Raw genomic sequence first — 26,505 nt, forward strand, 5'->3', positions numbered from 1 at the left:
GGCACACCCCGATGCGCCGACCAATCGGCGCATCAGCATCGTGGTGATGACCGACGAAGCAGCCAAGGCGGCGATGGAACCGGAAATGAGCCTGCCGCCGGCTAACCCGTCACCGCCGACGAATGTGGTCGCCGCGACGCAAAAGACAGTCGAAGCGCACAGCGTCACGATGCTCAAACGGCCACCTGTTTCGGCGTCGGCAAACAACGGATAACGTGAACGCTCGTAGTCCCGATGATGTTCGTAACCGGATCATGCAGTCCGCGTTCCGGCTCGCTAACGGGATATTCAGTAACCGGCAGTGCGGCGCCTCGCATGCCAAGGCCGCACAAAATAGCGCGCTACTGGCAAGGCAAAAAGAAGCAGGAATATTGTCATTCCCCAGGAATACATCAGCCCGAGCGTCCATGCATGGACGGTTCCGCTCAGGCTTTTTTCCGGTTTTTCGACCAGATAGGTTACATAGATCGGAATGCCGGCGGTAAGGAGCGTGCAGGGGCCGTTGCCGCTCATGCCGCCTGCGGTGGTTCTTCCCGTATAGGTCTGGCCGCCGACTTCGTACTCGTAGCGGTAGCTGAAGCTTCGGTGGCAGCGCGTTTCCAGTACGTAGCCCTTGGTCACCGCGCCGCCAGAGGCAAATGGTGCGACATGGAATAACCAGATGGCAAGCACAATGATGCTTACCAAGCTCCATAGCCAGCGCGCGAAAAGCCACTCGCTGGCGCAGTACGCGATAAAGCGACGAAATCCACTTGTGTTCATGCCTCCCCCCTCCAACGAATGTAGAGCATCCCCGTCGCAATGGGAATGAAGGCCGACTACGTATCGCTCGGCGAGAGACCGCGCCATGGCGCGGTCTCCCTTGAATAGACCCGGTCCGCCAAGCATCAATTGAGCTTGTAATACGTCGCCTGATGATTGGCGTCGTAACAGTTCGCCCCACGTAACGCCTTGTCGCCAATGGCATTAGGGTTTTGCGGATAGATGTGGCACGCGTTGTACTGATGATTGGTGCCGGCGAAGCGCACCGTAAAGTGCTGCGAAGCATCCGAAGCGCTGGCGTGAATACCGCCATTGGCGAGGATAGTCACGGTGCAGTTGGCGGCCACGGCGACCTGGCAATTCTGCAGCAGTGTATTGAGCGGACCGTTGATGCCGCTGTACATGCCGGAAATCCAGTTGTTGATGGCAACGTTGCCATTGGGATCCCAGACTTTCTCCGCCAGTGCCACATGGCTGAGACTCAGGGCGCCGGCAAACAGTATGGCGATGGGTAGCTTCATGGGTTCCTCCGAAAGGTTCCGCGCGGGGCAGTTGCGCCCTTGCAAGGACGCACAGGAACGGGAGGCGTGAAGGCTTGGCCATGCCGGTCTGACATGGGTTGTCAGGGTGGCCGCGGCTTAGCGGGTCAACATCGGAAGGGTTAGCCAGTGCCAGGGACGAAGCGGCGGTTCAAGAGGGATGGTGGAATCGACCGTTGCGCGCCGCGGTCAGCGTGCTGTCGATCCATTCGATCAAACGAAATTCGAGCGCGGCTTGCGTAAATTCGGTGACCGCCTTGCGACAGCCCGGCTGCATGATTCCCCTGACTGTCTGCGTAACCATGATGGCTTCCGGGTCGTCATCGGTCCACGCAAAAGCGAATGTCGTGTGAGACTGAGGCGGTTCGCCAGGCAGGATGCTCATATGGCATCGAACCACCATGCCTCTGTTTGCCAGCGCATCGGGGAAATGAAAAACGATGCCCAGGCCGCCATCGGCCATGCGCCGCACGATGCTGGTTTCGACATTCGTTCTCTGGGCGCTCATGCACCATCGCCAGAAGATGGCCCGATTTGTCTCGATAAGCCGCTCTTGTTCGGCAAGTCCTTTTTTATGCTTCTGAAGCGCCTGCTCCAATGCTGCGAGTGCTCCGTGATCCATGACGTCTCCCCCCTTGGGTTTGCGTCTGGCAGACCAAGCTGCGTCCAGGTGAGCTCGAGAGAGGGCACCCCGGCACGGGCATACTTAACCGGAATTGCCGGAAACGGAAAGTAGTTCTTTTGGCAAGTAAGAAGCTGGATCGGTCATCCTGGCGTCAGGCCACTTGGTCGGTGATACGGGCATGGGCGTCCGTGACGTGGAACCCATACCTGGCCATATCGTCGAGGCACTCGGCCGAGTCGATACCCGGCATGGCTCGCTCTCGATCCAGCTCCGCGGATTTAAACCATGCCCATGGGGCGAACTTCGTGGGTAGATTGGCACCCGTTTCGTCTGCTGTGACGCCAAACACACGGCCAGGGCCGCGGAAAACATGTACCAGCATCTTGCTTGCTCCTAAGCTAGGGCACTCGATAGTTGCCGCACCGGCAGGACTCGGCGAACCGGGCAAGACCGCGATGGTTTGGGCAGGTTTCGCACAGTAGCTGCGGCATGTATATTGACTATACATATCGTATATCTAATTTACAAGCGATCACGATGCCGACCCGTTCCTATTCCAGCCCTGTGCGAGCCGCCGCTGCTAACGAGAAGCGCGAGCGGGTGATCCAAGCAGCCGTCGACTTTCTGCGTGAATCGGAAAGCGTGGCCAGTTTTTCATTGGAGACAGTGGCAAAGCTCGCCGGCGTGACGCGGTTGACCTTGTATAACCAGTTCGGTTCGCGCCGTGGATTATTGGAAGCCGTTTTCGACGATATCGCGATACGTGGACAACTTGGCCGTTTGAAGCATGTTCAGGCTCTGCCGGATCCTCGCGAAGCCATCGATCGGCTGATCCAGATATGCTGCGATTTCTGGGGCAGCGACGCGGCGATACCGCATATCTACGATGCCGCGGCGCTCGATTCGGAATTTGCACAAGCACTCAACGAGCGAAACGAGCGGCGTCGGCAACTCATAGCCACGCTGGTCGACAGGATGTCTGCGAAGGGGGCAGATCCGCTGGTACAGCGCGACACCGTCGATATGATCCTTGCGCTCACGAGCCAGACCATGTTCCGGATGCTGGCGACGGGGCGGTCGTCCGACGATGTAAGTCTGCTGATCGGTGCATCCGTTCGTGCGGCGCTTGGACGATTGGATCGTTAGAGCCTCAGTAGCGTGTCAAAACGATTTTGGGGCCGCCAACGATGTTGTGTGGCTGTTGCGTGTCGGGTTGCCTCCTCACCCCAGCCGTTTTCCCCAGCGAAGCCAGGGAATAGGGGCGGGCTGCGCAAGTACAGTGAATCGAGGCTCGTCTCCGTGTGCTCCTCTATGCGCGACAGCTATCCGTTGCCGACCATCGTTCACCCAAATTCAGGCCCATGCTTCCAAAGCTCAGCCCATGGCTTACGTGCAGGTCCGCACACGAAAATATCCTTGTGATACAGACTCTCCTCATTGCCGACACCCCACGCATTCGTGACGTGCCCGGCAACGCGGCAATTCACCAAAAACTCGTCAACGCGTTCGCGAGAGTTACCCAGCACGATCAGGGTTTCCGGCGGCGGCTGAGGATAGCCACGCAACCATCCGGAATTGATCGTTGTGATCGGCGCGGGCAGGCCGTAGCGTGGACCTAGCATCATGACGGCGCCATATTCGCCATAGTTGCCCACGGCAACGCCAAGCTTTGCCTGCTGCTCGGCAGGCAGCGCATCGCGAATGGCTGCCACCTGCTTCACCAACTCCTCCCAACCGATTTCCTCACGCAGATCGGCATTGTTCTGGAGCACATAATCACGTAGCGGACCGTCGGTAGCCAGCGGCACGATGCGCAGCGTCGCATAAGCGCCCGTGGCGAAAACACCCGCAAAAGCCGTCGCGACAAGCGCCACCTGTCCAGCGCGCGGTAAAGAACGCAGCCAGCGCTCGCTCACCACAGCACCCATGGCCAGCACCATAGGGTAGGCACCGCAGGTGTAATAGAACCGCCCCTTGGCCACCAGGAACAGCAGCAGGGGCGCCACGAGCATCCAGGCAAGCATGCGATACCGGCGACTGCGGAAATAGGCAACCAAACCTGCAATCCAGACGGGCGCTGCGAAGACATTGATATTCAGCAGAAACTGGTCGCGCAAAAAGCCTTCGCTCCGACCTTGAGCGACATCGCGCGCATGGATGCCCTGCAGGAAGCGATAGGAAACGAAGTTGTGCTGCACAAGCCATAGCAAGTTCGGCACGAACACCAGCAGCCCCAGCACGCCGCCTGCCCAAAACCAGCGGATGCGCATATAACGCCGCGCGTCGGTAAGCACGACGCCAGCCGCCACGCCCACGAGATAGAACGCGATCGAATATTTCGTTTGCAGCCCGAGCCCGGCCAGTAAACCGATAGCCAACCACCAGCGTGGCTCGTCATCGCGCAACAAGCGAATAACGCACCAGGCAATCAGTACCCACCACAACAGGTCGAACGAGGAATATTGAAATTCGGTCGCTTCGAACATCGGCAGCGGCGACAACCCCACGACGATGGCGGCAAAAACTTGTGCCAGACGGCCGCCACCCAGATCGCGCACCATCAGGCCGCTGGCGAAAATGACCAAGGTTTGCGCCAGCACCGAAAACGTCCGCAGGCCCACCAGGGAAAGACCGAACAAGCCAAGACCGAGATGCTCCAGCGCGGCTGTCAGGGGCGGGTAGGGGACAAAACCCCAATCCAGATGTTGTGCGTCGCTGAGAAACTGCCACTCGTCCCGATGGAAACCATATTGTCCATTGGTAAGCATGTGCGCCGCGCCAAAGAGTATGGCAACAGCGAGGACGATCACGATGTCGCCGCGGCCATGCGATGTTACCGCCATTCTTGTGCCTGGGCTGGAAGCAGAGGCGGGTGTTGCTGGCATGGAACGTTCCCCCGGAAACGAGTGGTTATCTACACGATGGCTGGCGATTCGATCTGAACTTGCCGAGAGGCGCCACGCCCTGTTGATCTCAGGTGCGTCGGCTTAGCCAGCCCCGTTTCCACCCTTGCTGGCAAGCTTATGCATGAAGCGCTCCAGGTCGATAATGGCACGGCGGTGGAGCCCCTCGCCGATCAAGCCGGCATCGTCATGGCAAGCAACGCGAAATAACAGTATTCGCCCTTCGACTTCGATAAGTTCGATGCTCGCGATCACCGTCATGCCGATCGGGGTGGTGGCGACGTGGCTGACGTCGACATGCGTTCCGACCGTGCGCTGCTCGGCTGAGAGATAGGGACGCAGCGCTTCGATACAGGTTTGTTCGATAAACCCGATCATCATCGCCGTAGCGAATACCGGCGGCATATCGCGAAAGCCGGCCCAGTCAGGCCCTACCCGCGGTACGGTATGTTCAGGCGCAACCACCATCTGCTCCCGGTGGCGAAGACCGGCGGCCAACGTGGGACGCGTGTTGTCGCTCATAAGACCTCCCCCTTTCGGACAGGCGACGGCAATCGAGGCCGAGTATCGCACCATGCCAGATCCGATCAAGCAGACGATCGTCACCCAGGCACCGCCACCCTTGATTTTGCGGAGCTTGGCCTAGCCTGTGCGTATGGCGAAGTGGATGGGCGGGCCTGACGTCGCGATGACGGTGCATGTCGATTCGGCTGTGGGCAGAGCATGCGCTAGCGTGAAAACGCCAGCTGTCTATTGGTTGCATGGCATAATCGCTTCGCATCGTACGCTGGCAAGAGTGAGCAGGCTCATGGCTTCTTCGACGTTCTCCCGGGCAGCGCGAACCAATCTCGACCTCGATACCTTGCGCACCCTCGCAGTCGCCAGTGACCGCGGAGGCCTGGCGCAGGCCGCCGAGCATCTCGGCCGCACGCCGTCGGCCATCAGTTTGCAGATGAAGCGCCTGCAGGAGGATCTCGGTACACCGATTTTCCGCAAACGCGGGCGCGGTCTTGCTTTGACCGAAGCCGGGGAAATCGCGCTCTCCTATGCACGCCGTATGCTCGGGTTGAACGACGAACTGCTGGATAAAATGCACGGCGCGAATCTCGCCGGCCGCATTCGCCTCGGCTGCCCTCAGGATTTTGCTTCGATTCTGCCTTCTGTCCTGTCTCTCTTCGCGTCGCTTTATCCGCGCATGCAGATCGAGCTTCATGTCGATGGAAATGCTGCGCTTCGCGACGCAATCGACAATGCCCGCCTCGATGTGGCGATCATCATCGGTCATGAAGATCGTGCGGGTGCGCAAATCGTAGGTCGGCTCGCATTGGCGTGGATCGCCTCATCCACTTTCGTTCTGCCGAAGAAGCAGCCACTGCCGCTGGCCGTGCTCGGTTCGCAGTGCATCTTCCGCAGGACTGCGCTGCAACGGCTCGAAGCGGCGCATATTCCGCACCGCATTTCTGCCAACAGCCACAGTCTTAACGGACTTTGGGCGGCGTTGCTCGGCGGGCTCGGTATCACAGCGCGCACGCCACTCAATCTTCCCGAAGGGCTTGTGTGTGCCGAATCGCTGCACGGCTTGCCCCCGCTCGGTAGCCTGCCAGTCACCTTGCATCGTCACGCCGGCTCCCAAGGTGTTACTTCAGATCGCATGGCGTCTCTGCTCGTCGAAGCCCTCGAGTTTGCTTTGCAGTCGAATACGGCCACCGGGTCGATGGCCCTCGCACGCAACGATGTCGCGCCTCGGGTGGCGAAACATAAGGCGCGTTAACCCTTCGCTTGAAAAGAATCAAATTGTGCCGGGTTCGGGCGCGGGTCTACATTGAGACTATCGCGCTCTGGCGCATTACTACGCGGATTGGACGATGATCAAGCCAGCCACACTTTTGGCCGCTCTTATGGCCGTCTCCGCTTCAGCGGTGGCGCAGGAAGCCTCGATCGTGGGTACGTGGACCCTTACCGCCGCAGAGAAGCTGCTTCCCGACGGCAAGCACGTGCCCGATTACGGCCCGAACCCACACGGGCTGGCAATTTTTACTGCGGATGGGTACTACTCGGTCCAGATCTATCGCGCCGAACGCATGAAGTTCGCATCGGGCGACAAATTCAAGGGTACGCTCGACGAGTACAAGGACGCCTCGCTCAGCATGAGCGTGCACTTTGGTCGCTATACCGTAGACCCGGCCAAACATACGATCACGTTCCACGTCGATCGTTCATCTGTGCCGAATCTGGACGACACCACGGCGGTACGTCAGTACGAGCTGAAGGGCGATGAGCTTTCCTGGAGGGTCGCCCCACGCCAGGATGGATCTATTCCTCTCACCGTGCTGCGGCGAGTCAAGTAGAACAACGAGGGCTGGGACACTCCAGTGCGCGATGGGCGTCTCAACCCGCCTGCCTCAATCCATCATGGCTGCGAGTCTTCAGGAAAATAATGCATTTTCGAACGGCGTCAGCCGCGAGTCGAGGAATCGAGTCGGGATAAAGTCGATGATCTCGAAATCCGCGATCTCCTTTTTATTGTAAGGGTCTTCCTCGACTATTTTATCGATTTCATCTCGTGAGCAATTTGCCGCGACGAGAACGCCGCCTACGCGCGGTTCGCGGCGCCCGGAAATAATGTATTTGCCGGCGGCATGGTACTTCTCGATGTAAGCGATGTGCTCCGGAAAAACCTTGTCGGCCTCATCCAGAGGAACCTTGTACTTCAGTGAGACGATGTAAAAAATCATGCAGAAGATCCTGAAAAAAAGGCGAATAAAAGTCTGCCCGCCGCCGGTGCCGGCTGCGTTTCATGTGGCCGGAGTCGATCGATTTAGCGGCGATCGCTGAAGACGAAGTAGTTCTCACCCTCGAAGACGTATTCGGCGACGGCATGCATGCCTAGCCGCTCGTGTGCGCGAATGGAAGCAGTATTGGTCTGCTGGATAAAAAGCACGGCCTCGCGGCCCGCGCAATGCTTCTGAAGCACGGCATACAGCTTGCCAAGCAGCCCTTGTCCGCGCTCGGTATCGGCAATACAGGCAGGGCCATAAACATACGCGTCGGCCTGGCCGGGCCAGGCGGCAAGCATGGCGCGAACCGAAGGTGCCGGATTGTCTTTGGCCGAACTAAAAAGAACGCCGACCGCACGCCCTTCTTTGCGGGCTACAACAACCGGCATGCCATTGAGCAGCATCTTTTCGACCTTGTCCCGCGGGAACTCACCGGTCAAGGCTCCTCCGTTGGAGGGGGCATTGGCTTGCAGCAGTGCAGCAACAGCGTCGATATCTTCGGCGCCTGCAAGAGAGATGTCGTATCCCATCGCTATACCCCCGCTTCAAAGACATTCCCGATAGCAGCATGCAGCGCTTCTTCTGCGGCTGCAACGCTTGCGGAGCGATGCTCGTCCCCGTGCCCAAGACCCTCGGCTCTTATATAGGTGATATCGGTGGTACCCAACAAATTGAAGAAAGCTTCGATAGTCTGCTCGTGCAAGTCCAGCCGGTTCGAGTCCTTCCGAAAGCCGCCCCTGGTCGATGTCACGATAACCCGCTTCTTACCGGCCAAGCCGACTGGGCCGTGGTCGGTATAGCGGAAGGTCCGACCCGCCTGGGCAATGCGGTCGAACCAAGCCTTGAGCTGACTGGGAATGCTGAAGTTGTATTGTGGCGCGCCGATCACGAGGACATCGGCCGCCAAGAACTCCGCTAGCCACATCTCGACACGCTCCAATTCCGCCTGTTGCGGTTCCGTCAAACCTGCTTTGGACCCGCCGAGTACGGGAAGCATGTACAACATTTATGTTGTGTATGATCTCACTTGTGGAAGTAGGGTGGCATGGATGCAATGAAGTACAGCGAGTTCATCCGTTGGCTAAGGACGCAAGGCGTTATGTTCGATCGGTAGCACGGAAGTCACCAGTTTCTAAAGTACAAAGGGAAAACCTCTGTAGTCCTCAACCATGGGGCCAAAGAAATGCCGGAGCCACTGCGTAGAAAGATCATGAAGGACCTTGGGCTGTGATGGCGGGCGGGGCAGGAAGTGCGTTTCGAGTTTTGGCCAGAGTGTTTGAGTGAACAATAGGAAACGAGTCGTGCGCTATGCAGTGAAGTTGATCAAGGACGGCGGAGCTTATGTAGCGTCATGCCGCGACCTGCCTGCATTCAATAGTGTAGGAGAAAGCGTAGAAGAGGCGCTGCATGAGTCGGTGGACGCTATTGCACTGGTGTTGCAGTGGCATATGGACAAGCGGCGGCTCATCCCCGAAGCCACGGAAAAAAAGCGCGGCGAGTACTGGGTCTCGCTGCCAGCGCTCGATGTGGCCAAGATTGGCCTGTATCAGGCAATGTTGGGCAAAGACTTGCGTAAATCGCAGTTAGCTCGTTTGCTGGGCGTGCATGCGCCACAGGTAGATCGTCTGCTTAGCCTGACTCATAGTTCGAAGTTGGAACAGGTGGAAGATGCTCTCGCGAAGTTGGGATTTCGCGTGAACGTGTCTGTGGAGCCGATGGAGCGGCGTAGAGCAGCCTGATAGCACACGGGTTACTAATACCACTTGAAGCTTTGCCTTGGTCGCAATCGTCAGAAGGCTTATGCCTTTCGATGAAAATTCTCGGTTCCTGAAAAGGTTGTCTGTAGGGTCGATAAAGGACCTAAGCGGACTTTTCAGTAACCGGGGGGAAGTCATGAACGAGACTATTGATATCCAACTGACGCCCGACGAACTTCGGTATCTGATTTCATGCGGTGCTGCGCTTGTCCAGAACCTTCCCGAAGCTTCGTTGCCGACCTACTGTCACTTCAACAAGGCGCAGATCGTCGCGTTCTCTGGTCGTATGCGTGCTCGCCTGGATGATGCCGGATACGATATGTGAACAGACCGCGTTCGACCTGTAGTGGGCGTTGCGCTACCTTCAGATCCTCAAAGGGGAGGAATGGATATGGGATTGATGGATCGGCTGAAGTCGCTGTCTGTATCAAAGCACTCTAAAGTCAAACATAAAACCTTGGATGTGTCCTCAATCCGTTACTCGATGCCGACGGTTGCCGCTGATGCTTTGAGCTTCGTTATGCCCACGCAGGCCACATTCGAAGGCGCGCCACAATTTCATGAAGATGAGTGGTGCCAGATTGAATTCCTGCCCGTAGATCGCCTCAAAGGGCTTCAAGCGACGCTTGCTGAATACAAGGCTTTCGAGCGGGCCCATCGGCTACAACATGGATGGTCCCAAATATTCGCACGTCGATTAGATAGATCCGTTCTGATCGACGGCGCTGATGCGGTTCATAGATTGGCTCATCTGTTTGGGACGGCACCAGTCAATGCTCCAATCCTGACGACCGCGTCGCGACCGCTTGGGCAAGTTGCCGGTGGATTTTCCGTCAAGCCGTCATCCGATGTGCTTCTCTACGGCTTAGCGGACGGGCGTGGGATCACGGTGCTTGGAGCTATCGTTCATGGGGACGATATGCAGCTCAGCCGGGCTTTCTCGAGTTTGCATTCTTCTTTTGGGCTCATGCTGGTTGACTGGCGTCAGCAGCTTGCTCTTTGCTCAGTCGGCGCTGACGGTAACTTCGCGATATGGCGCCCATAGGATCGGATGTCCGTTCCCATAGTAGACCTTGCGATCCATCTCTAAAGTAGGAAGTCATCATGAACTTGTTTGGCCGATACTTCGTGCCGTTACTTATCGCTGTTGGAGTGGTGCTACCTGCGTCGGCAGAAGATTGTGAGCAACAGCCCAACATGGCGGCGATCAGGAACTGTGTTGACAAGCAGATCGAGCAACAGTTGGCTACGGCCTATGAAGACACCTTGAACTTTGTTCGATCCAAGGATCAAAAGGCCGCCGACCTCTTAGTCGATGCCCAAACGAGCTGGGAACAGTTCGCCCAGGATTCTTGCAACTACACAGTTGCGGCCCGACAGACGGAAAGAATGGCCAACGATGCTCGGCTGAATTGTCGGGCTACTTTTGTCGGCGCTCGAATCAAGGTGCTAAAAGCCTATCGCCAAGAGTTTGGCCACGCGGACTGAAGCTAATTGGGGCCGTCCCCGATTTGCGCCGTCGGAGCATCCCCCTCCCAGGTCCTTGGAAGAGCCAGATAGTTGGCCGGTGATGCCGCAGCGAGGCCATGGGTTTTAACGCCTGGCATCTGGATGTGCCGCTGTCACATTTTCCGATTCGAGTTCCCGTATTGCCCAACAAAGCTCCAGTGCTTCGCGGATCAGATGATCCAGTACGGCGATCGAATGGAGGACGTCCTTGCGTTTGCTTGGATGCAAGAGCGTATGACGGATCAATCGAATCGCGTTAGCCAAGCGCGACTCCAGCGCTACGCAGAGCTTGGATAGGCCTATCGTTTGAAGATTGCCCCGGCGTTCTTCGCTGCCGAGCATGCTCTTGATGTAGCGGAGCGTGTGTTCGATCAGTTCGGCGGGGACATCGTGGGGTTCGACATGTATGTCGGTCATTGCGGCTCCATGCTCAAACCGCCACCCGCATGATTGCGGGTGGCGGGCGTGTCGAGCTGGAAGCCGGAGATATCCGCGGATGACCGGTAGGGCCGAAGCCCTCCCGACACGCCCGCCATAAAAGATTATGGCAGCGGGGCGCCGCAACGCCTACAAGCGAGGCGCTATAAACGTTACGGCGCTTTTCAACGCCGCGAGAACATCTCGGGCTTCCAGACCCGGCCACCTCTTCCTGGTGGCGGGACGATGATGCGTAGCGAGTGCGGAATGTTCAACCCTCAAAACGATTTTTCAAACTTATTCGATAGTCGGCGAGCGGATAAAAGGATAGGCATGAGTTTTTGGAATGATTGATGTCGTAACCGGAACCGGCGCATGTAGGGCAATCTCTCCCCTGTTCATGCCAGCCGGGCTAGATAAGTCAGGGCTAATCAAGATCTTGGAGGGGCATTGAGGGACAAATGATGGATGTCCCCAATTGTGCGCCAATTGTGCGCCAATTGGGCGTTGTTTCGTCGTTGCTACTACGACAATGGAAGCCATGCCGGTTTCATCCTGTACGTGTCCGATCCCGCGCAAAGCCCTGGCGATATCGACGCCATACGCGAGGCGCTGAGGAAGTCGAAGCGGCCGGGCAATTTCCGTAACCTGTTTATGTACTCGCCCAACGGGAAAAAGGACGGCGTGCAGCTGATTCCGATCAGCGAGGTGGCGACGCGTGACGACTTTGCCGCGATCAAGATCACGTCGCGCGATGACTTGTTTGCAGCGCATCGTGTGCCGCCACAGTTGCTTGGGATCATCCCGAACAATACCGGAGGGTTCGGCGATGTGGAGAAGGCGCGATCCGCGTTCAACGCGCTGGAAATCGAACCGCTACAAGTCGTGATGACCGCGATCAATGATCAGCTGGGCGTCGAGGCGTTGCAGTTCAAGCCACCGGCAGCGCTGCAACCGGCGCAGTGACGTTACCCTGCTGGAAGTTGCATCCATAACGCCCGCCTGCGCCAAGATGATGAAAACCGCGCTACAGGCAGGCTGCTTTGCGAGGCCGGGCGGCTTATGGGGAGGGAGAGGCGGCCTCGCGCTTCTTGAAGCGATCAACGTGATCGATCAGCAAGAAGGCCTCGGGCCTTGATGGGCCCGCAGCCTTCAATACGCCGGAGGCTTCTACATCGAAGACACGAAGTGACAAGTCCATCACATCACCTGTCAGGGCGGTGTTGAATTTGGCCACTGAAGTTTCGGGGGACACGCTATCAGAGAGGCGAAGCCCAATCGCTTTGCCAGGACATTGCGGATCTGTCAGTACGGCGCCGTGCCGAGGTCCCCGATAGACGACGGCTTTGAGGTGTACTCGGCCCGGTAGCGGCGAGGTTAGATGGCTATACAGCTCACACACGGTGGTGTCATGCTCTTTTTCTGTGGAGTTCGCCGCCACACAACAGACTGTCGCTGCAAAAGATAGCGCGGCACCCAACAGGACGTGGTAGTACAGCTTTAGCATCCGTTGCTCCTGCACCAAACAGCGGTGGATGTATCGGCTCCCTGATTAACGCGCGCATCGACGTCTTTCTGCAGTGCGCCAGGCGCATAGAGATCAGTGGAGATGCCCAGACCTTTCGCCACGCCAAGTTCCGTCCGATAAGCGTTCATTTCCGTTGCGTGCTCCGACGTTCGCCCCGTAGGATAGCCGGTCGCTATGTAGTCAAGCTGATGCTGCCCTTCATGGGCGACCGCACCTGCACCAAACGCATTCGTGAGCTGTGTGGCACTAGTACTCGGATTGTACTGGCGGAACGGTGCTGACAACGTGGCTGCCTGGCCAACGTCGATCGTCATTGCAGTGGCCGTATCCGCTTGGGCAATCACGCCGGTTTTAAGTGACCCGGTATTGAGCGTGACACCATTGTTGTCACCCGGCTTGCCAATGTGCGCCGATACCGCGCTAAGAGCTTTGTATTCGTCCGAGCCCTTCTTAAGGTTGGCTAGGCCCTTGTTCATGGTGCTGACAAACTTATCGATCTTGGCGCAGGTGCCTTTATTGGAACTTCCGCAGGCATAGCGGCCGTCTGGGTCCGTGTAACGTAAGGGATTGCTATTGGCATAGCCATATCGATCGGCACCGTAGAGGTCGCCGACCTTCATGGGCTCAGGGTCCGCGCTGAGAAAGTGCCCGGTGCCGGGATCGTAGAAGCGGGCCTGCATGTATATGAGACCAGTGTCCGGATCGTTCACATGCCCGGTATATCCGGGACCGCTTGGCACACTGCCCATTGTCACGCTGCCATAAGGCCGGTAGTCAAAAGTCGCAGTGATGTTCCCGTTAGCATCAGCTTCCGCAAGTGGAGTCCCCTGAGGATCGGTATAGACATAGGTCACCGTGCCAGATTGCGCATGTGCGATGCCGCATAGCAACATGGCTAACCACCAGAATCCATTTCTCATCAGGTGTTCCCCCCGGGCAATAGGACCATGCTCTCCGACTTGATGCCGACACGCAAGCAGGTAATGGCCCAGAAGTCTCAGCAGTAGCGACTTCCCGCTGAGTGACTCGTGGCGCTACACGACGCCTCATCGCTAGGCTCAACGCCGTCAGGGCGAGGCGCGTATACGCGGTTTGCGACCTGGTCAAAAAGCAAGCAGGCGTAGACTGTTTCGCACCGGCGCGCGCGGTCAGTCCCCCCTCCTCGCCTGGGCGCTTCTCCCCCCTTCTTTGATGCAGCTGATGCAGTCGGCCAGGCTGAGGTGCTGCCCGGCTTGGCAGAGTATTAGAAGTGGTTCCGGCGTGATGCGAATTGATGCAGCTAGCCGAACAAGACTCGCTCGATCTGCGAGCTATCGATAAGTCGCAACTGACTGCTTTACGGTGATGTCCTCGAGGTCATATTGATTCAACAACATGCGCACTACGTAAGGAGGTGTTCGGTTCTTTGGGCCAAGGTAAACGTGGGAGATAGTTTGCTGCGGCAGCGAGCGATCTGGCAGGATATATTCAATGTAGGGCACGACCATGCCACGGCTGCTCCGATATTTGAATGGCACCGCACCAAAGTGGAAGGCAGTCATCACCAATCGCCACTCAGCCTCCTCCGAGAAAGCTGCACTTTTGACTGTGTAGAGACGATCCCAGGTGTCAGTCAGTGTGTCATGTAGCCGCAGGTGTGCCCACACGTAATCTGGTAGTGAGGTGTTCTCGACCAGATGGTTCATTCGTTCCGTATACGGAATGTGAGCCCTTTTTATGTGCTCCTCCATGGACTGAAACCAAGGAGTCAGTACGCGCAATTGATCTTCCTCTTGGTACATGACTTCATGTAGTACGGGACCACGAACGAAGCCAGCTTGCACATTGGGAGGTCCATATGGCTGCAGGGATTGCAGATCGGATTGCCTAAAGCCTATAGAGAAGCCAGCTCCGTCAGCAGCGTATCCCCGCCACTGGCTGAGTAGATCTCCATGCTTTGAAAGGCACAAGCCATAGCAATCGTAGAGTTTTGAGATTGCGTCCAGTTCGCCACGAAAGCTTTCCAGGCTATCGCTTTTGAGTCCTAGTTTTGAGGCTAACTCAATTAGCATTTTTTGGGCCCTTATCCCTTCATCGGAGTCGTTCGAATGACGGAACGGGGACATCCACAACGTGTTTGTTCGAATCATTGATTCGAAAGCAGCGGCATCACAGTAGTGATAGAGAAGACCTTCCTCAGGCTCTTCCGGTTCAAAATCCATGCTTTTCCTTCAGGTGAAGGGGTAATCAAATGGCGTAACTGTTCAACTAAATATCTGCGTCCCATTTTCGATTGGAGGGTGCTTGAGCGAGTATCCGCCGGACCCGGCCGGAACGCCGCTTGCTCAGTCAGCTTGATCGTACCCTGAGTACACAAGGCCAGACCTTCGCATCACATCTTGATCGCTGTTTGGGCCTAGATCGACCAGCTTGATGCCCCTCACTTTGCGCGCAGCGGAATACTGACTTATCAAGCATGTACGCTTCGAACAAGCGTCCTTGTGAATGCGCTTTCAAAGTTACCCTGGATTTGACGGGATGAATCAGGCGTAGGTCAACGAGCTGGTTAATTGCGTCGCGGCGGGAGCCCTCAAGCGCCTGGTCCACCAAAAACACATTGCTCTTGGCGTCGTTCAAGCAAAAATCGCGAAGGTGATCAAATGCGGCAGTTAAATATTCGCTCTCATCGGCAGAGTCGCGTTTGAGCTCTGCCAACTTCGAAGGAAAGTAGTCGCCGGTGCCATTGTTGACATCTTCCGTGGTTAGCTTTTTACGACGTTTTGAATCTGCTTTATTTCGGGCTTTAGAAATCGCTTTGGACAGAATGCCGATAAAATCTCGAGCGACACCACCCGAAGCGATGATTAGTCGCTCGATTGGACCTTTGCCGATAACATCCGAAGTGCGCAGCTTTGCGTCTGACATCAGATCATCTAGCACCTTTCGCAAGAAGCGACGTAGGGTTTCGAATTCCTCAAGGGATACATCGAGATTGATCTCCTTAATGTCATCGTTCTCCTTCATCCCGATGGGTGGATCGCCATGGATATACCAAACGCTACGATGCTTGATAGTTCCCACCTTTAGCCAAGTGTCGCTGCCTTTTACGATGCGATGGAAGTAATCGATCACCTGTGCTTGGTCGGCTCGACGAATATGATAGAGATCATCAAGGACGAGGAAACAAGGCCCGCTCGAGAGGCTGGAAAGGCTAGAAAAAAGCTCTTTGTACTTCATAATATGCTGATGTAGGTACTCAACTTTTTGGTGCACATACGCTGACGTGAGTTCGCTGCTACCCGCCGTTTTTCCGCTGGTTGACGCACTCAAGTTGGCCTTGACTCCCTTTACGTCGATCCCGGCGGAGCCTCCAGCAGTGTCGGTGGATTCAGAACTGTGAGTTTCCTTCAGTTGTTTTTGAGAGCCTTCATGCTCAAGAAGTTGCTTTTCAAGTTCATGTACTAGTCCGTTGAGTTCCTGGCGCACCTTCTCTGTGGCTGCTTTGTTAAAAGGCTGACGCGTCGGTTTTTTTCCAAACAGCTTGTCCCAAAATGTGGTTTTTGATGCAGGCGTGGTCGCGGCCTCATCAATCCACTTGGCAAACGATTTGAGCGTGCTGATAAGAACCCTGATTAATACATCGGGGTAGGTATGGCCTTTGAATGTTTCAAGGTCCACAAAAGCGACTGGGCGGCGATCTAGAGTCAGGTTAGCAACAGTCTTGCGCAGTAGGCTGGATTTGCCAGATCCGCGTCGGCCAAAAACTATGTGGTGTTGCTTTGCCATGGCGAGAGCCAGCACACCCGCAGCTGGCTCCACGAATCGATGCGTAGCGGTAGGAGTTGCCCGCATTACCTCTTCGCACATAACGAGCAGCTTATCGACGTCAGAGCTGTCGAGCTGCGAAATTTCCTTTTTCACCATTTTGATACCCCCTATTTTGAGGGAGTCTAGGTGGTTTCGTCGTCAGTTCGCCATAGCGCGATGTCTTTGGCGCTTTGCCTCAGAGGCGGCGTGGTGGTTGGAAAAGGTAATTTTGGTAACCGAGCGAGGGTAATCTAATCTAAATGATTGACCGTAAAGGCCTAAATTGGTGATTCGAAAAGGTAATCCGAAGGTAATCCAAAAGGTAATCTGCCCCTAAGTATCTGATTTTTATAGATCGTCAGATTACCTTTTGAAAGAGTAACTAAATTACCTCAGATTACCCTCAGATTACCTTTTGCCCATCTCGCTAAGTCTTTGGTGTGTTTGAGAAATTCGTCAATTTCTCGGATTGGATTACCAAAATTACCCCTTTCCGACGATGCCAACCATTGGGGACGCTTTATATATGGGCGGCGAACCTGTGCCGGCCACACGCTTACGCCGCCTGTGCCGTGATGGTGCCGGCCAACTCGTCCAGCCGTGCATGCACGCCAGCAGCGTAGGTTTCCAGCAGGGTCTGTACGTGGTCGGGATCGATCACGCCGGCGTGCAGGCCAGCGGTAAGTGCTGCCGCCAGGCTATCCAGCGCGGACACCTGGTCACGCATACGCTGGATCGAAAGTGGCAAGGGGAGGGGAGGTTTGTTCATCAACGCGGTTCCATGTGCTACTCGGTGTTTCGCCAAGTCGCTGGCCAACTCCTGCACGCGATCGGAAGGCAAGCGCCGTCGACGCCGGCCTCGCGCTGCAGATGGTCGTCTATCGCTCGACCACGTCTTCGGGTTTGAGGTGCGTGTAACGTTTCAGCGTTCTACTTTAATACTTCGTCTAGCGCGGCATCGCACATCGCGCGCATTCGCTCTGGATCAAGGTCGCGATCCAAGGGAATCGCTGCTGCATCACGGATTCGATCGTTCAGTGCTCCAAACAGCGCATCTTTAGCCTGCAGCGCGCGTTGTACCCATTTCTCATGCATGGAAGGTCGTACTTCGTCGTGCCAAAGAACGGTCAAGTGTTCCAACTCTGGAGCGAACAGCTCAAGTGTGTCGTGAATATAAAGAAGGTCCTGTGCCTTCTTGTTGCCGGGGCGGTCGTCGTGAATCAGCAGCTTCTGCACGATGAAGCTCACGGGATTGGGAATTCGCAGATTCGAGGGGGATGTAGCGCTCCAGTCGGATGGCAACGTCACACTCCAGGGTGTTTGGAGGAGTAGTTCCAAATACCGCAATCGCTGGGCTGTGATGCCCGCTTTTTCTAACGTAGCGATTCGCTTGCCGTCCTTCGTGACGTCGCGCCCGATGAGGGGCGTGAGAAACTCGGCGTAAAAACCACCCGCCTCGTCCTCACCCAAGGTGTATTGGGAGACGGGGGGTTGATGATTGCCAGTGAGCTGCTCCTCGAACCCGGCCTCTTGCAGGCGTGTCTTGATACTGCCTTCCAGTATATCTCGCGCTCCAAACGCGACATCGGCATCGAGAGTCGTCAAGGGCTGATACACGGGCACATCGGCTTTAGGATGAAGCCGATACAGTCGGTGTGCCCACCCGCCGACGAATACGAGCTGAGGTGCCCATGGGGATAGGGTTTCGACTAGCCTTGCAAAGGCGGCGCGATCGTTCATTCAGAATGTCCCAGGACTCCAGCGAGTACTTTGTGCTTTAGTAAAGCCGCCTGTTCGGCGCCACGTGAAGGATGTGCGGATACATCCAACCAGATCTGTAAAATGTCCGATACTAGAACGCCATCGACGCGCACCGCGCCCCGATACAGCGACTGCGGTGCGTTCGGCTGTTTGAGGATAACCCGCGCAGACTCTCCGGCTTTTACGGGGACGAGTCCGCGCCAATCCCCGGATGGGGGTGAAAGACGGCGCACATAGACGTAAGGCAATACGCCACTGACGTGGCTGACGTGGAGAAGATCCGCGGCAGCAAATAAGCCGATGCATCCATCGAGACGCGCCGCAATTTTGTGCAGTTGAGCTGAGCTCGCTGATGGAATCAGGTAGGACATACGTAGCTCGGGCGAAGAACGCATGGCTGACGACTGCCAAAGGCGGAATAGTTCGCGACGTCGCACCAATCGTAGCGAGTGACCAGCATCGTCCAGAAAGCCATCCTCCTGCAGGCGTCGCACAAAGCGTGACGCACTCATCGCCGATACCTGCGCGGCATCGGCAAGTTGCGACACGGAGCGGTACTCGGCACGCGGCGCGCTCAATAGCTTTTCGGATAACTCGGGTGCCAGCAGTACTTTAAGCATCCATTGGTTGAGATCGGAGAAGAGATCGGAGGACTTGCGTGGCTGTGCCGAGTTTCCTTTGCGGGAATTTCGCGGCGCTTCGACATTCAGATCCTCCAGGTCGGGGCTGCCGATGAAGTGGCTGGCACCTGCTTGCGACACCAGGCCAACCGCAACATCTGGTGCATAGTTGCGCTGGAACTGTTCCACCTTGCGATGGAGCGAACTGGTGGCGTGATTGACCTGTATGACTGCCAAGGGGGACATGACGTTGAGTTCGGCATATCGGCGCACTTGGAGGATGGCTTGTGATAGCAGTGGTAACACGCGATCAGGGCGGCCTTCGCCGGCAGATTTGAATTCGACAACGTAGCGCTGCGGTCCCTTGCTGATTACGAAGTCCGGCCGGATATCTCCGCGGGGCTCTAGATCTACGTTCCAGCCGCGCAAACGGAAGAGGTCCGCCAGTTGGCTGGCGGCCGCCCTATGGCTTTGACTTGAGGGAGGGATCACGGTTTTGGCCGGAAGGTAACATGGCCATGTTATATACCACGGCCATGTTAAATACCATGGCCGTGGTAAGGCTATTCGTAGCTCTTAGGTCCCGATGTCAGGCTCTAGCCTGGGTAAAATAGGCCTCATGCAAGCTCCGAACCTCTCCGACTTCCAGCTCTCCGTCGCCCCCATGATGGACTGGACCGACCGCCACTGCCGGTATTTCCACCGGCTGCTCTCGCCCCGTGCGCGCCTCTATACCGAGATGGTGACCAGCGCCGCGTTGGTGCGAGGGCGGCAACTGCGCCTGCTGGAGCATAGCCAGCAGGAGCACCCGGTGGCCTTGCAGCTGGGCGGCAGCGATCCGGTCGAGCTGGCCGAGGCCGCGCGGCTGGGGGCCGAGGCGGGGTATGACGAGATCAATCTCAACGTGGGTTGTCCCTCCGATCGGGTGCAGTCGGGGAAATTCGGGGCCTGCCTGATGCGCGAGCCGGCGCTGGTGGGCGATTGCGTGCGGGCGATGCGCGATGCGGTGGATGTGCCGGTGACGGTCAAATGCCGGATCGGCGTGGACGATCAGGACGAATACGCCGATCTGCAGCACTTCACCGAGACGATGATCGCCGCAGGTGTGGAAATTCTGGTGGTGCACGCGCGCAAGGCCTGGCTGCAGGGCCTGAGCCCGAAGGAGAATCGCGAGATTCCGCCGCTGGATTACGAGCGGGTCTATCGGCTCAAGCGGGAGTTTCCGCAGCTGACGGTGATCATCAATGGCGGTATCACCACGGTCGAGGCGGTGCAGGCGCATCTGGCCCAGGTCGATGGCGTGATGCTGGGCCGGGCGGCGTATCACGATCCCTACCTGCTGGCGAAGGTCGAGGCGGCACTTTACGACGAGCCGATGCCGGAACGGGCCGATGTGCTGCTGCGCCTGCGGCCCTATATCGAGGCCGAGCTGGCGCGCGGCACGGCGCTCAAACATATCGTTCGTCACGTGCTGGGCCTTTACCAGGGCGAGCCGGGCGCCCGTGGATTCCGCCGAATTCTCAGCGAGGGCGGGCACTTACCGGGTGCCGGCTGGGCCTTGGTGGAGCAGGCCATGGGGATGCATAAAGTCGCAGCCTGAGTAAATCCGAGCGATAGGGCCGTTTTATTCAGCCCCCATTGCCCAAGCTGAACGACCATGTAGGCCATGATCGTTGCCGCCCCTCATCACCCGTCCCGTTTCCTGCTGTGCCTGTCCTGCGTCCTGTTGCTGATGCTGGCCACCGGCGGTGCCTAGGCCGCCGGGCAGGGGGCCGAGCCGGCCATCACGCTGGAACAGGCGATCAGCCAGGTGCAGCAACAGACGTCCGGCAAGGTGCTATCGGCCAATACCATCGGCACGATGCGTCGCGGGCGTGCTGCGTTCGAGCACCGCATTCGGGTGCTGACGCCCAACGGTCATGTCCGGGTGATCTCGATCTACTCGGATGCAGTCAAGCCGGCCGCCCCGGCCGAAGCCGATTCAACCAAAAACCCCGCCTCGAACGGCGATGGCAATAAGGAGAAACACTGATGCGCATCCTTTTGGTGGAGGACGAAGCGCCGTTGCGCGAGACGCTCGCCGCGCGCCTGAAGCGCGACGGTTTTGCCGTCGATGCCGCTCAAGACGGCGAAGAGGGCATGTATCTCGGACGCGAAGTGCCGTTCGACCTGGCGATCATCGACTTAGGGCTGCCCAAGATGTCGGGCATGGATCTGGTACGTGCACTGCGCGAAGCCGGCCAGCGTTATCCGATCCTGATCCTGACCGCACGCGGCAGCTGGCAGGACAAGGTCGAAGGTTTGAAGCACGGCGCGGACGACTACCTGGTCAAGCCGTTCCATGTGGAAGAGCTGCTGGCGCGCATCAATGCGTTGGTGCGTCGTGCCAGCGGCTGGTCCAAGCCGGTGCTGGCTTGCGGTCCGATCAAGCTCGATACCACCGCACAGACGGTGTCGGTGGAAGGCAAGCTGGTCGACCTGACCAGCTACGAGTACAAGGTGCTGGAATACCTGATGCTGCACGCGGGTGAGCTGGTTTCCAAGGCCGATCTGACCGAGCATATCTATCAACAGGATTTCGATCGCGACTCGAACGTCCTGGAAGTCTTCATCGGCCGCTTGCGTCGCAAGCTGGATCCGGAAGGTACCCTGAAGCCCATCGAGACCGTGCGTGGACGCGGATACCGCTTTGCCATCCCCCGCAGCGAAAGCGACGACGAATGAGCCGCTGCCGCCGCGCCGCCCGTTTTCGCTGGCGGCGCGCGCGGCCCTGGCTACCGGTCTGGTGCTGGCCGCCTTCCTGGGCGTGGTCGGCCTGACCCTGTCGCGCACGAATGCGGACAATGCGCTGAAGGATCAGCAGGAGCGCCTGGAAAACTTCGTCACCGCGTATCTGTCGGGGATGGAAGTGGTCAACCGCACCGGCAAGGTGTTCCTGCCCGATACGCCGCCTGACCAAGCGTTTTCGCGTCCTGGCTCGGGGCTCTACGCGGTAGTCATCGGCGACAACAATCTGCGGTTGGAATCGCCGTCGGCGATCGGGCGCGACTTTGGCTTTCTGCGCCAGCTGCAGCCGGGGGAAAGCGAATTCGGCCCGGTCGATACGCGCATGGGGCGGCTCTATTACTACGCCTATGGCGTGAGCTGGGACCTGTCCGATCGCAAATCGATTCCGCTCACCGTGATGGTCGCGCAGACCGAGGATGTGATCGAAGGCCAGAATGCCGAGACACGGCGCAGCCTGGTGTTCTGGCTGTCGTCGCTAGGCGTGATGTTGATCCTGCTGCAGTTGTTGCTGTTGCGCTGGAGTCTGACGCCGCTACGCAAGGTGGCTACAGAGATGAGCCGCGTGGAGCGCGGCCATGCGGAGCATCTGGATAACCAGTACCCGCTCGAGCTGACGGGCCTGACCGAGCGCATCAATGCGTTTATCGATAGCGAGCGCGAACAGCGTACGCGCTATCGCAATACCCTGGCCGATCTGGCGCACAGCTTGAAGACACCGTTGGCGGTGATTCGCTCGCGCCTGGAATTGGCCGGCGAGAACACGCCATTCCGTGGCGACGTGCTCGACCAGGTGCGGCGCATGGACGAGCTGGTGGCCTACCAGCTCGCGCGCGCGGCGACATCGGGCCGGCAGACGTTCGCCACGACGGCGGTGCCGTTCGCCGAACACGCCGAAGACCTGGTGCAGAGCCTGGAGAAGGTCTACGCCGCGAAGAACGTGCTGTGCGAGTTCGATATCGACGAAGGCGCGGTGTTCTACGGCGAGCAGGGCGATTTGCTCGAACTGATGGGCAACCTGCTCGAGAACGCGTTCAAGTGGGCGCGCCATCGCGTGTTGCTGGTGGTGCGTTTCGAGCCGCAGGCCGGCCGCCAGCGCCCGGATCTCTGGCTCAGTGTCGAAGACGATGGGCCGGGCATCGACGAGGATAAGGTGGAAAAAGTCCTGCAGCGCGGTGTGCGCGGCGACGAGCGCGTGCAGGGCCATGGCATCGGCTTGTCGATCGTGCAGGACATCGTGCGTGCCTACAAAGGCGAGCTCACCGTCGATCGCTCGCCGGAGTTCGGCGGTGCGCGCTTTGCGGTTCGCCTGCCGTCAGGCTGACGCCTCAGTGCGGTGCGGGCGAGGGGCCGTAATAGGCATCCAGCAAGTCCGCGACTGCCGGTTCCGCACGGCGCAGCACACCCGGCTGCGACCAGTGCAATTCGCTGACGACGGCAAAGTATTCGTCGGCGCTTTCGGCGCCGTACGGATCGATCTCCGTCGGCCTGCCGCGCGTACATTCGGCCACCAGATTGTCGTAGGCGCGTTGGAAGGCATCGATCCAGGCGCGTCGTGGGATGTGCTTGGGCAGCAGCGGCACGCCGTCGGGCGGGCCGTCGAGCATGTCCAGCTTGTGCGCGATTTCGTGCGCTATGACATGGTAGCCATCCCAGGGTTGCTCCAGGTCCAACTGCACGTCGGCCAGCGATAGCACCAGGGGGCCGCGTTCCCAGGCCTCGCCGATCAGTACGTCCTCGCTTTCGCTGACTACGCCACTGTGTTCGTCATGATGGCTGCGGCGTACTTTGAATTCGCCGGGATAGATCAAGATTTCGCGCCAGCCGCGCAAAGCGCGTACGCCCATCTGCAGTGCCGGCAGGCAAGCCTGCATGGCGATCAGCAGGCGCATCCGCTCGGTCAGCTCGGCGCCGGCCAGGGCGTGAAAGCGCTTGCGGACCAGGAAGTGTCCGACCAGCTCGCGTAGCTGCTCCTGCCGGCCAGCATCCAGGCGCCGGGCCAAGGGACACGAGACCAGGGCGCCGCGCCAGGCGTTGTCAGGAGTCGGTGGAGGTTGGAAGCGCGACCTTAGCTGTCGCAACCAGCGATCGAGCACGATTCGCGCTTATTGGATCGAACCGGGAAGCAGCGATTGCCAGCCGAGATTGGTGCGGCGCGACGGGGCCGAGCTGTCGCTGCTGCCGCCACGCGAGCCGCTGTCGCTGCTGGGACTGGCACTGCTGCCGGTGGCTGGAGGAACGTCGTGCGTGCCCAGGGCATCGCCGCCGCTGCTCTTGGCCGAGGCGCTGTCTACGGTGGCCGCGTGCTGCAGCGTACCGTTGTCCTGGTTATCCACATCGGCAGCCGAAGCCAGCTGCGCGCCAGTGGCGAACAGGGTGCATCCGAATAGGAATGGCAGAAACTGCCTGGCGCACATGGCGAGCCCAACCCCTCGATTCCATAGCCCAAGGCCTGGATCGTCGCAGAATATTCACGGGGATTCCAGTGCCCGGCCGGGCAAGGCCCCTACGAAGATTTCAGAGCGTCCCTAGGCCCGCTGCCGCTAGAATTCCCTTTATGTTCCGTCCCCACACCTACTTTTTCGGCGCCGGCCTCCCCTCGCGCCGCCTTCCCATGGGCCTCGCCAGCTGATGCAGGCGCGTGACGTATTGGCTGCCCTGGCTCCGGGCGACGCGGTATCTGGCGCCACCCTGGCCGAGCGGGCGGGGGTGACGCGGGCGGCGATCTGGAAGCAGATCGAGATCCTGCGCAGTAAAGGCGTTCCGATCGAGGCGCGCGGTGCGGCCGGCTACCGCCTGCCGTGGCCGTTGCAGATGCTGGATGTCGCGACGATCCGCAGCTTCCTGCCGCCGGCCATCGCGCAACGCCTGGGCGGACTGGACGTGCACTGGGAGCTCGATTCGACCTCGACCGAGTTGCAGCGTCGGTCGGGCGAGGCGCCCGACCTCAGCGTGGTCCTGGCCGAGACGCAGAGCGCTGGCCGTGGCCGGCGCGGGCGCAGCTGGTTGTCGCCGCCGGGCCTGAATCTTTATTTGTCGTGCCTGAAGCGCTTCGATGGCGGCTTTGTCGCCTTGCAGGGTCTGTCGCTGGCCTTGGGGGTGATCGTGCTGCGTGCGCTGGAGTCGTTGGACATCGTCGGGGTAGGGCTGAAATGGCCGAACGACTTGCTGGCAGCGCAAGGCAAGCTCGGCGGCATCCTGGTCGAACTCAGCGGCGAGTATCAGGGTCCCTGCGCGGCAGTGATCGGCATTGGCCTCAATTTGCGTTTGACCGAGGCCTTGCGGGAGCAGGCCGGCCAGCCAAGCCAGGACATGGCCAGCTTGCACGGCGGTGTGCCGCCGGACCGTAACGCCGTGGCGGCCGCGCTGATCCAGGCGTTGGCCGAAGGGCTGGAAACCTTCGAACGCGAAGGGTTCGCCGGATTTGCCGAGGCGTACCGCCGCCACGATCTGCTGCTGGGCAAGGCCTTGCGTCTGACCGGTGCCGCCGGCGAGCTGGAAGGTATCGGCGCGGGCGTGGACCTGGGCGGTGCCTTGCTATTGGAAACCGGCGAAGGCCTGCGCCGTATCGACAGCGCCGATGTGTCGGTGCGGCGCTTATGAAACTCCTGCTCGACCTCGGCAACACGCGGCTCAAATGGGCGGTGCTCGACGGCGATACGTGGACGACACGGGGCGCGGTGGCTTGGAGCGACGACATCGAACGCACCTTGATCGAGGCATGGCAAGCGCTGCATGGCGTGCGTCAGATCGACGGCGCTTCTGTCGTCGACTCGGTCAGGGAGGCGCGCGTCGAGGCTATCGTGATGAATATGTTCGGGCATAAGGCGCGTTGGTTGCGCACGCCGGCCGAGGCATGCGGCGTGCGCAGCGCGTACGCCGAACCCGAGCGCCTGGGTGTGGATCGTTTTCTCGCGATGGTGGCGGCTTACCGCGATGGCGATGCGCCGTGCGTACTGGTCGGCGTGGGCACCGCGCTGACGCTGGATGCCTTGGCCGCTAATGGGCATCACCTCGGTGGATTGATCGCACCGGGCCCGCAGTTGATGCAGCAAGCGTTGTGGGGCGCGACGGCGCGCGTGTATCCCGAGCCGGGGCGTGTGCTCGATGCGGCGGATAATACCGCCGACGCGGTCGCTTCCGGTTGTTGGCAGGCGGCCATTGCCCTGATCGAGCGCTTTGCGTCGCGCATGGCGTCGTCGCTGGGCGGCTCGCCACGGTTGGTGCTGGGCGGCGGCGATGCGGCAGCGCTTCAACCGCTGTTGGCGTTGCCTAGCCGGCTTGCGGAAGACAGTGTGTTGCGTGGGTTGGCGGTGTGGTCCGCGGCGCATTGATTCGCGTGCCAAGGCGCTGGATCCCGGCGAACGCCGAGATCCAGCGCCTTAAACCTCGCAAAGTTGCCGAAGTACGTGACCCATGGCCGAATCCCGCCGACAGCCCAGGCGCGTCGGCCATGCTTCCCTCTAGAATCCCATCCCACTGACACCCTCCCGGATCCCCATGGTTCTGCGCCTGCTCTTCGTGCTGTTGATCGCACTCAATATCGCCGTCGGCGCATGGCTGCTCCTCGGGCAGGACGATGCGCATATTCGCAGCGCGACCGATCCGGACATTCCGTCCCTGCATTTGCTTTCGGAACGTCCGGCACCGCCGGTCAGCACTCCGGTCGCCGCCACGACAACCGTCGCGCCCGCGCCCGCATCGACGCCGCCCGCGCCCGAAGTTCCGGCGCCTGCC

At 58.9% G+C, this 26,505-nt stretch carries 33 protein-coding genes and 3 pseudogenes; 17 read left to right on the top strand and 19 right to left on the bottom strand.

The window, feature by feature from the left end; translation table 11 throughout:
* Positions 1-214, top strand: a pseudogene (locus VIM98_RS17985) (hypothetical protein); the annotation flags it as partial.
* 74 nt (positions 215-288) lie between these two features.
* On the opposite strand, the gene VIM98_RS17990 reads toward VIM98_RS17985, so the two are convergent.
* The 4 genes from VIM98_RS17990 to VIM98_RS18005 all read right to left on the bottom strand — a co-directional run bounded on the left by VIM98_RS17990 (position 289) and on the right by VIM98_RS18005 (position 2,308).
* Positions 289-762, bottom strand: coding sequence for a hypothetical protein (locus VIM98_RS17990; protein WP_331994478.1), 474 nt, complete (start codon positions 760-762; stop codon positions 289-291).
* Between the two features lie 125 nt (positions 763-887).
* On the bottom strand, positions 888-1,283 hold the full coding sequence (locus VIM98_RS17995) for a hypothetical protein (RefSeq protein ID WP_331994479.1): 396 nt from the start codon (positions 1,281-1,283) through the stop codon (positions 888-890).
* 169 nt (positions 1,284-1,452) lie between these two features.
* Positions 1,453-1,809: a hypothetical protein gene (locus VIM98_RS18000; protein WP_331994480.1), complete on the bottom strand. Its 357-nt coding sequence runs from the start codon at positions 1,807-1,809 to the stop codon at positions 1,453-1,455.
* A 268-nt stretch (positions 1,810-2,077) separates the two neighbouring features.
* A complete protein-coding gene (locus tag VIM98_RS18005) occupies positions 2,078-2,308 on the bottom strand; it encodes a hypothetical protein (RefSeq protein WP_331994481.1) in 231 nt (76 codons plus the stop codon).
* Positions 2,309-2,463: 155 nt separating this feature from the next.
* On the opposite strand from VIM98_RS18005, the gene VIM98_RS18010 reads away from it, so the two are divergent.
* On the top strand, positions 2,464-3,072 hold the full coding sequence (locus tag VIM98_RS18010; protein ID WP_331994482.1) for a TetR/AcrR family transcriptional regulator: 609 nt from the start codon (positions 2,464-2,466) through the stop codon (positions 3,070-3,072).
* A 197-nt stretch (positions 3,073-3,269) separates the two neighbouring features.
* On the opposite strand, the gene VIM98_RS18015 is transcribed toward VIM98_RS18010, so the two are convergent.
* On the bottom strand, positions 3,270-4,811 hold the full coding sequence (locus VIM98_RS18015; RefSeq protein WP_331994483.1) for a glycosyltransferase family 39 protein: 1,542 nt from the start codon (positions 4,809-4,811) through the stop codon (positions 3,270-3,272).
* A 102-nt stretch (positions 4,812-4,913) separates the two neighbouring features.
* Positions 4,914-5,351, bottom strand: a complete 438-nt coding sequence (locus VIM98_RS18020) for a thioesterase family protein (protein WP_331994484.1) — start codon at positions 5,349-5,351, stop codon at positions 4,914-4,916.
* 286 nt (positions 5,352-5,637) lie between these two features.
* Between VIM98_RS18020 and VIM98_RS18025 the strand changes: the two genes are divergently transcribed.
* Both VIM98_RS18025 and VIM98_RS18030 read left to right on the top strand, forming a co-directional pair.
* Entirely contained in the window at positions 5,638-6,600 is a 963-nt protein-coding gene (locus tag VIM98_RS18025) for a LysR substrate-binding domain-containing protein (protein WP_331994485.1), read from the top strand.
* Between the two features lie 94 nt (positions 6,601-6,694).
* The gene (locus tag VIM98_RS18030) at positions 6,695-7,177 is read left to right on the top strand and encodes a lipocalin-like domain-containing protein (RefSeq protein WP_331994486.1); all 483 of its coding nucleotides are present in this window, start codon (positions 6,695-6,697) and stop codon (positions 7,175-7,177) included.
* A gap of 78 nt (positions 7,178-7,255) precedes the next feature.
* Here the strand turns inward: VIM98_RS18030 and VIM98_RS18035 are convergent, their stop codons facing one another.
* The 3 genes from VIM98_RS18035 to VIM98_RS18045 all read right to left on the bottom strand — a co-directional run bounded on the left by VIM98_RS18035 (position 7,256) and on the right by VIM98_RS18045 (position 8,603).
* The gene (locus VIM98_RS18035; protein ID WP_331994487.1) at positions 7,256-7,564 is read right to left on the bottom strand and encodes a YciI family protein; all 309 of its coding nucleotides are present in this window, start codon (positions 7,562-7,564) and stop codon (positions 7,256-7,258) included.
* 83 nt (positions 7,565-7,647) lie between these two features.
* Positions 7,648-8,136 (bottom strand): GNAT family N-acetyltransferase, encoded by a 489-nt coding sequence (locus tag VIM98_RS18040; RefSeq protein WP_331994488.1) that lies wholly within the window; start codon positions 8,134-8,136, stop codon positions 7,648-7,650.
* Positions 8,137-8,138: 2 nt separating this feature from the next.
* Positions 8,139-8,603, bottom strand: coding sequence for an FMN-dependent NADH-azoreductase (locus VIM98_RS18045; RefSeq protein ID WP_331994489.1), 465 nt, complete (start codon positions 8,601-8,603; stop codon positions 8,139-8,141).
* A gap of 129 nt (positions 8,604-8,732) precedes the next feature.
* Between VIM98_RS18045 and VIM98_RS20695 the strand changes: the two are divergent.
* The 5 genes and pseudogenes from VIM98_RS20695 to VIM98_RS18065 form a co-directional block, all read left to right on the top strand.
* Positions 8,733-8,837: pseudogene (locus tag VIM98_RS20695) on the top strand (mRNA interferase); the annotation flags it as partial.
* Between the two features lie 70 nt (positions 8,838-8,907).
* Entirely contained in the window at positions 8,908-9,345 is a 438-nt protein-coding gene (locus VIM98_RS18050) for a type II toxin-antitoxin system HicB family antitoxin (RefSeq protein WP_331994490.1), read from the top strand.
* A 154-nt stretch (positions 9,346-9,499) separates the two neighbouring features.
* Positions 9,500-9,688: a hypothetical protein gene (locus VIM98_RS18055; RefSeq protein ID WP_331994491.1), complete on the top strand. Its 189-nt coding sequence runs from the start codon at positions 9,500-9,502 to the stop codon at positions 9,686-9,688.
* Between the two features lie 66 nt (positions 9,689-9,754).
* A complete protein-coding gene (locus VIM98_RS18060; RefSeq protein ID WP_331994492.1) occupies positions 9,755-10,408 on the top strand; it encodes a hypothetical protein in 654 nt (217 codons plus the stop codon).
* A 59-nt stretch (positions 10,409-10,467) separates the two neighbouring features.
* Positions 10,468-10,851 carry a lysozyme inhibitor LprI family protein gene (locus tag VIM98_RS18065; RefSeq protein WP_331994493.1) on the top strand — a complete coding sequence of 128 codons (384 nt, stop codon included), beginning with the start codon at positions 10,468-10,470 and terminating at the stop codon, positions 10,849-10,851.
* 105 nt (positions 10,852-10,956) lie between these two features.
* Here the strand turns inward: VIM98_RS18065 and VIM98_RS18070 are convergent, their stop codons facing one another.
* Positions 10,957-11,289, bottom strand: coding sequence for a hypothetical protein (locus tag VIM98_RS18070; protein ID WP_331994494.1), 333 nt, complete (start codon positions 11,287-11,289; stop codon positions 10,957-10,959).
* A gap of 468 nt (positions 11,290-11,757) precedes the next feature.
* Between VIM98_RS18070 and VIM98_RS18075 the strand changes: the two genes are divergently transcribed.
* Positions 11,758-12,255, top strand: a complete 498-nt coding sequence (locus VIM98_RS18075) for a hypothetical protein (RefSeq protein ID WP_331994495.1) — start codon at positions 11,758-11,760, stop codon at positions 12,253-12,255.
* Positions 12,256-12,349: 94 nt separating this feature from the next.
* Here VIM98_RS18075 and VIM98_RS18080 read toward each other — a convergent pair whose 3' ends face one another.
* From VIM98_RS18080 to VIM98_RS18110, 7 genes are all read right to left on the bottom strand, one after another.
* A complete protein-coding gene (locus tag VIM98_RS18080; RefSeq protein WP_331994496.1) occupies positions 12,350-12,796 on the bottom strand; it encodes a hypothetical protein in 447 nt (148 codons plus the stop codon).
* Positions 12,790-13,737 (bottom strand): RHS repeat-associated core domain-containing protein, encoded by a 948-nt coding sequence (locus tag VIM98_RS18085; protein WP_331994497.1) that lies wholly within the window; start codon positions 13,735-13,737, stop codon positions 12,790-12,792. Before VIM98_RS18085 ends, VIM98_RS18080 begins: the two co-directional genes overlap by 7 nt.
* A gap of 390 nt (positions 13,738-14,127) precedes the next feature.
* Positions 14,128-15,018, bottom strand: coding sequence for a DUF2971 domain-containing protein (locus VIM98_RS18090; RefSeq protein ID WP_331994498.1), 891 nt, complete (start codon positions 15,016-15,018; stop codon positions 14,128-14,130).
* A 127-nt stretch (positions 15,019-15,145) separates the two neighbouring features.
* On the bottom strand, positions 15,146-16,720 hold the full coding sequence (locus VIM98_RS18095) for a hypothetical protein (RefSeq protein WP_331994499.1): 1,575 nt from the start codon (positions 16,718-16,720) through the stop codon (positions 15,146-15,148).
* 439 nt (positions 16,721-17,159) lie between these two features.
* Positions 17,160-17,372, bottom strand: a complete 213-nt coding sequence (locus tag VIM98_RS18100) for a hypothetical protein (RefSeq protein WP_331994500.1) — start codon at positions 17,370-17,372, stop codon at positions 17,160-17,162.
* Positions 17,373-17,533: 161 nt separating this feature from the next.
* On the bottom strand, positions 17,534-18,343 hold the full coding sequence (locus tag VIM98_RS18105) for a GSU2403 family nucleotidyltransferase fold protein (protein WP_331994501.1): 810 nt from the start codon (positions 18,341-18,343) through the stop codon (positions 17,534-17,536).
* Positions 18,340-19,413, bottom strand: a complete 1,074-nt coding sequence (locus VIM98_RS18110) for a hypothetical protein (RefSeq protein WP_331994502.1) — start codon at positions 19,411-19,413, stop codon at positions 18,340-18,342. The genes VIM98_RS18105 and VIM98_RS18110 overlap by 4 nt, the downstream gene beginning before the upstream one ends.
* Before the next feature lie 190 nt (positions 19,414-19,603).
* Here VIM98_RS18110 and dusA point away from each other — a divergent pair, with 190 nt between their 5' ends.
* The 4 genes from dusA to VIM98_RS18130 all read left to right on the top strand — a co-directional run bounded on the left by dusA (position 19,604) and on the right by VIM98_RS18130 (position 23,092).
* Complete coding sequence (gene dusA, locus VIM98_RS18115; RefSeq protein ID WP_331994503.1) at positions 19,604-20,584, top strand: tRNA dihydrouridine(20/20a) synthase DusA; 981 nt, start codon at positions 19,604-19,606, stop codon at positions 20,582-20,584.
* 210 nt (positions 20,585-20,794) lie between these two features.
* Positions 20,795-21,016, top strand: a complete 222-nt coding sequence (locus VIM98_RS18120) for a hypothetical protein (RefSeq protein ID WP_331994504.1) — start codon at positions 20,795-20,797, stop codon at positions 21,014-21,016.
* Entirely contained in the window at positions 21,016-21,708 is a 693-nt protein-coding gene (locus VIM98_RS18125) for a response regulator transcription factor (protein ID WP_331994505.1), read from the top strand. The genes VIM98_RS18120 and VIM98_RS18125 overlap by 1 nt, the downstream gene beginning before the upstream one ends.
* Positions 21,656-23,092, top strand: a complete 1,437-nt coding sequence (locus VIM98_RS18130; protein WP_414650240.1) for an ATP-binding protein — start codon at positions 21,656-21,658, stop codon at positions 23,090-23,092. The genes VIM98_RS18125 and VIM98_RS18130 overlap by 53 nt, the downstream gene beginning before the upstream one ends.
* 4 nt (positions 23,093-23,096) lie before the next feature.
* Here the strand turns inward: VIM98_RS18130 and VIM98_RS18135 are convergent, their stop codons facing one another.
* Together VIM98_RS18135 and VIM98_RS18140 are read right to left on the bottom strand one after the other, a co-directional pair.
* Positions 23,097-23,864: a M90 family metallopeptidase gene (locus VIM98_RS18135; protein ID WP_331994506.1), complete on the bottom strand. Its 768-nt coding sequence runs from the start codon at positions 23,862-23,864 to the stop codon at positions 23,097-23,099.
* Between the two features lie 9 nt (positions 23,865-23,873).
* The gene (locus VIM98_RS18140; RefSeq protein ID WP_331994507.1) at positions 23,874-24,185 is read right to left on the bottom strand and encodes a hypothetical protein; all 312 of its coding nucleotides are present in this window, start codon (positions 24,183-24,185) and stop codon (positions 23,874-23,876) included.
* A 214-nt stretch (positions 24,186-24,399) separates the two neighbouring features.
* Here VIM98_RS18140 and VIM98_RS18145 point away from each other — a divergent pair, with 214 nt between their 5' ends.
* The 3 genes and pseudogenes from VIM98_RS18145 to VIM98_RS18155 all read left to right on the top strand — a co-directional run.
* Positions 24,400-25,371 (top strand): biotin--[acetyl-CoA-carboxylase] ligase, encoded by a 972-nt coding sequence (locus VIM98_RS18145; protein WP_331994508.1) that lies wholly within the window; start codon positions 24,400-24,402, stop codon positions 25,369-25,371.
* Positions 25,368-26,102, top strand: a complete 735-nt coding sequence (locus tag VIM98_RS18150) for a type III pantothenate kinase (RefSeq protein WP_331994509.1) — start codon at positions 25,368-25,370, stop codon at positions 26,100-26,102. The genes VIM98_RS18145 and VIM98_RS18150 overlap by 4 nt, the downstream gene beginning before the upstream one ends.
* Before the next feature lie 166 nt (positions 26,103-26,268).
* Positions 26,269-26,505, top strand: a pseudogene (locus tag VIM98_RS18155) (SPOR domain-containing protein); the annotation flags it as partial.

The sequence above is a fragment of the Dyella sp. genome (assembly GCF_036568765.1).
Classification (GTDB): domain Bacteria; phylum Pseudomonadota; class Gammaproteobacteria; order Xanthomonadales; family Rhodanobacteraceae; genus GSA-30.

Coding starts and splice junctions, on each gene's coding strand:
- VIM98_RS18070 (WP_331994494.1), bottom strand. CDS start 11,289: ATGACCGACATACATGTCGAACCCCACGATGTCCCCGCCGAACTGATC.
- VIM98_RS18040 (WP_331994488.1), bottom strand. CDS start 8,136: ATGGGATACGACATCTCTCTTGCAGGCGCCGAAGATATCGACGCTGTT.
- VIM98_RS18075 (WP_331994495.1), top strand. CDS start 11,758: ATGTCCCCAATTGTGCGCCAATTGTGCGCCAATTGGGCGTTGTTTCGT.
- VIM98_RS18000 (WP_331994480.1), bottom strand. CDS start 1,809: ATGAGCGCCCAGAGAACGAATGTCGAAACCAGCATCGTGCGGCGCATG.
- VIM98_RS17990 (WP_331994478.1), bottom strand. CDS start 762: ATGAACACAAGTGGATTTCGTCGCTTTATCGCGTACTGCGCCAGCGAG.
- VIM98_RS18035 (WP_331994487.1), bottom strand. CDS start 7,564: ATGATTTTTTACATCGTCTCACTGAAGTACAAGGTTCCTCTGGATGAG.
- VIM98_RS18065 (WP_331994493.1), top strand. CDS start 10,468: ATGAACTTGTTTGGCCGATACTTCGTGCCGTTACTTATCGCTGTTGGA.
- VIM98_RS18010 (WP_331994482.1), top strand. CDS start 2,464: ATGCCGACCCGTTCCTATTCCAGCCCTGTGCGAGCCGCCGCTGCTAAC.
- VIM98_RS18150 (WP_331994509.1), top strand. CDS start 25,368: ATGAAACTCCTGCTCGACCTCGGCAACACGCGGCTCAAATGGGCGGTG.
- VIM98_RS18005 (WP_331994481.1), bottom strand. CDS start 2,308: ATGCTGGTACATGTTTTCCGCGGCCCTGGCCGTGTGTTTGGCGTCACA.
- VIM98_RS18030 (WP_331994486.1), top strand. CDS start 6,695: ATGATCAAGCCAGCCACACTTTTGGCCGCTCTTATGGCCGTCTCCGCT.
- VIM98_RS18140 (WP_331994507.1), bottom strand. CDS start 24,185: ATGTGCGCCAGGCAGTTTCTGCCATTCCTATTCGGATGCACCCTGTTC.
- VIM98_RS18105 (WP_331994501.1), bottom strand. CDS start 18,343: ATGAACGATCGCGCCGCCTTTGCAAGGCTAGTCGAAACCCTATCCCCA.
- VIM98_RS18060 (WP_331994492.1), top strand. CDS start 9,755: ATGGGATTGATGGATCGGCTGAAGTCGCTGTCTGTATCAAAGCACTCT.
- VIM98_RS18015 (WP_331994483.1), bottom strand. CDS start 4,811: ATGCCAGCAACACCCGCCTCTGCTTCCAGCCCAGGCACAAGAATGGCG.
- VIM98_RS18025 (WP_331994485.1), top strand. CDS start 5,638: ATGGCTTCTTCGACGTTCTCCCGGGCAGCGCGAACCAATCTCGACCTC.
- VIM98_RS18020 (WP_331994484.1), bottom strand. CDS start 5,351: ATGAGCGACAACACGCGTCCCACGTTGGCCGCCGGTCTTCGCCACCGG.
- VIM98_RS18100 (WP_331994500.1), bottom strand. CDS start 17,372: ATGAACAAACCTCCCCTCCCCTTGCCACTTTCGATCCAGCGTATGCGT.
- dusA (WP_331994503.1), top strand. CDS start 19,604: ATGCAAGCTCCGAACCTCTCCGACTTCCAGCTCTCCGTCGCCCCCATG.
- VIM98_RS18145 (WP_331994508.1), top strand. CDS start 24,400: ATGCAGGCGCGTGACGTATTGGCTGCCCTGGCTCCGGGCGACGCGGTA.
- VIM98_RS18080 (WP_331994496.1), bottom strand. CDS start 12,796: ATGCTAAAGCTGTACTACCACGTCCTGTTGGGTGCCGCGCTATCTTTT.
- VIM98_RS18055 (WP_331994491.1), top strand. CDS start 9,500: ATGAACGAGACTATTGATATCCAACTGACGCCCGACGAACTTCGGTAT.
- VIM98_RS17995 (WP_331994479.1), bottom strand. CDS start 1,283: ATGAAGCTACCCATCGCCATACTGTTTGCCGGCGCCCTGAGTCTCAGC.
- VIM98_RS18045 (WP_331994489.1), bottom strand. CDS start 8,603: ATGCTTCCCGTACTCGGCGGGTCCAAAGCAGGTTTGACGGAACCGCAA.
- VIM98_RS18095 (WP_331994499.1), bottom strand. CDS start 16,720: ATGGTGAAAAAGGAAATTTCGCAGCTCGACAGCTCTGACGTCGATAAG.
- VIM98_RS18090 (WP_331994498.1), bottom strand. CDS start 15,018: ATGGATTTTGAACCGGAAGAGCCTGAGGAAGGTCTTCTCTATCACTAC.
- VIM98_RS18085 (WP_331994497.1), bottom strand. CDS start 13,737: ATGAGAAATGGATTCTGGTGGTTAGCCATGTTGCTATGCGGCATCGCA.
- VIM98_RS18125 (WP_331994505.1), top strand. CDS start 21,016: ATGCGCATCCTTTTGGTGGAGGACGAAGCGCCGTTGCGCGAGACGCTC.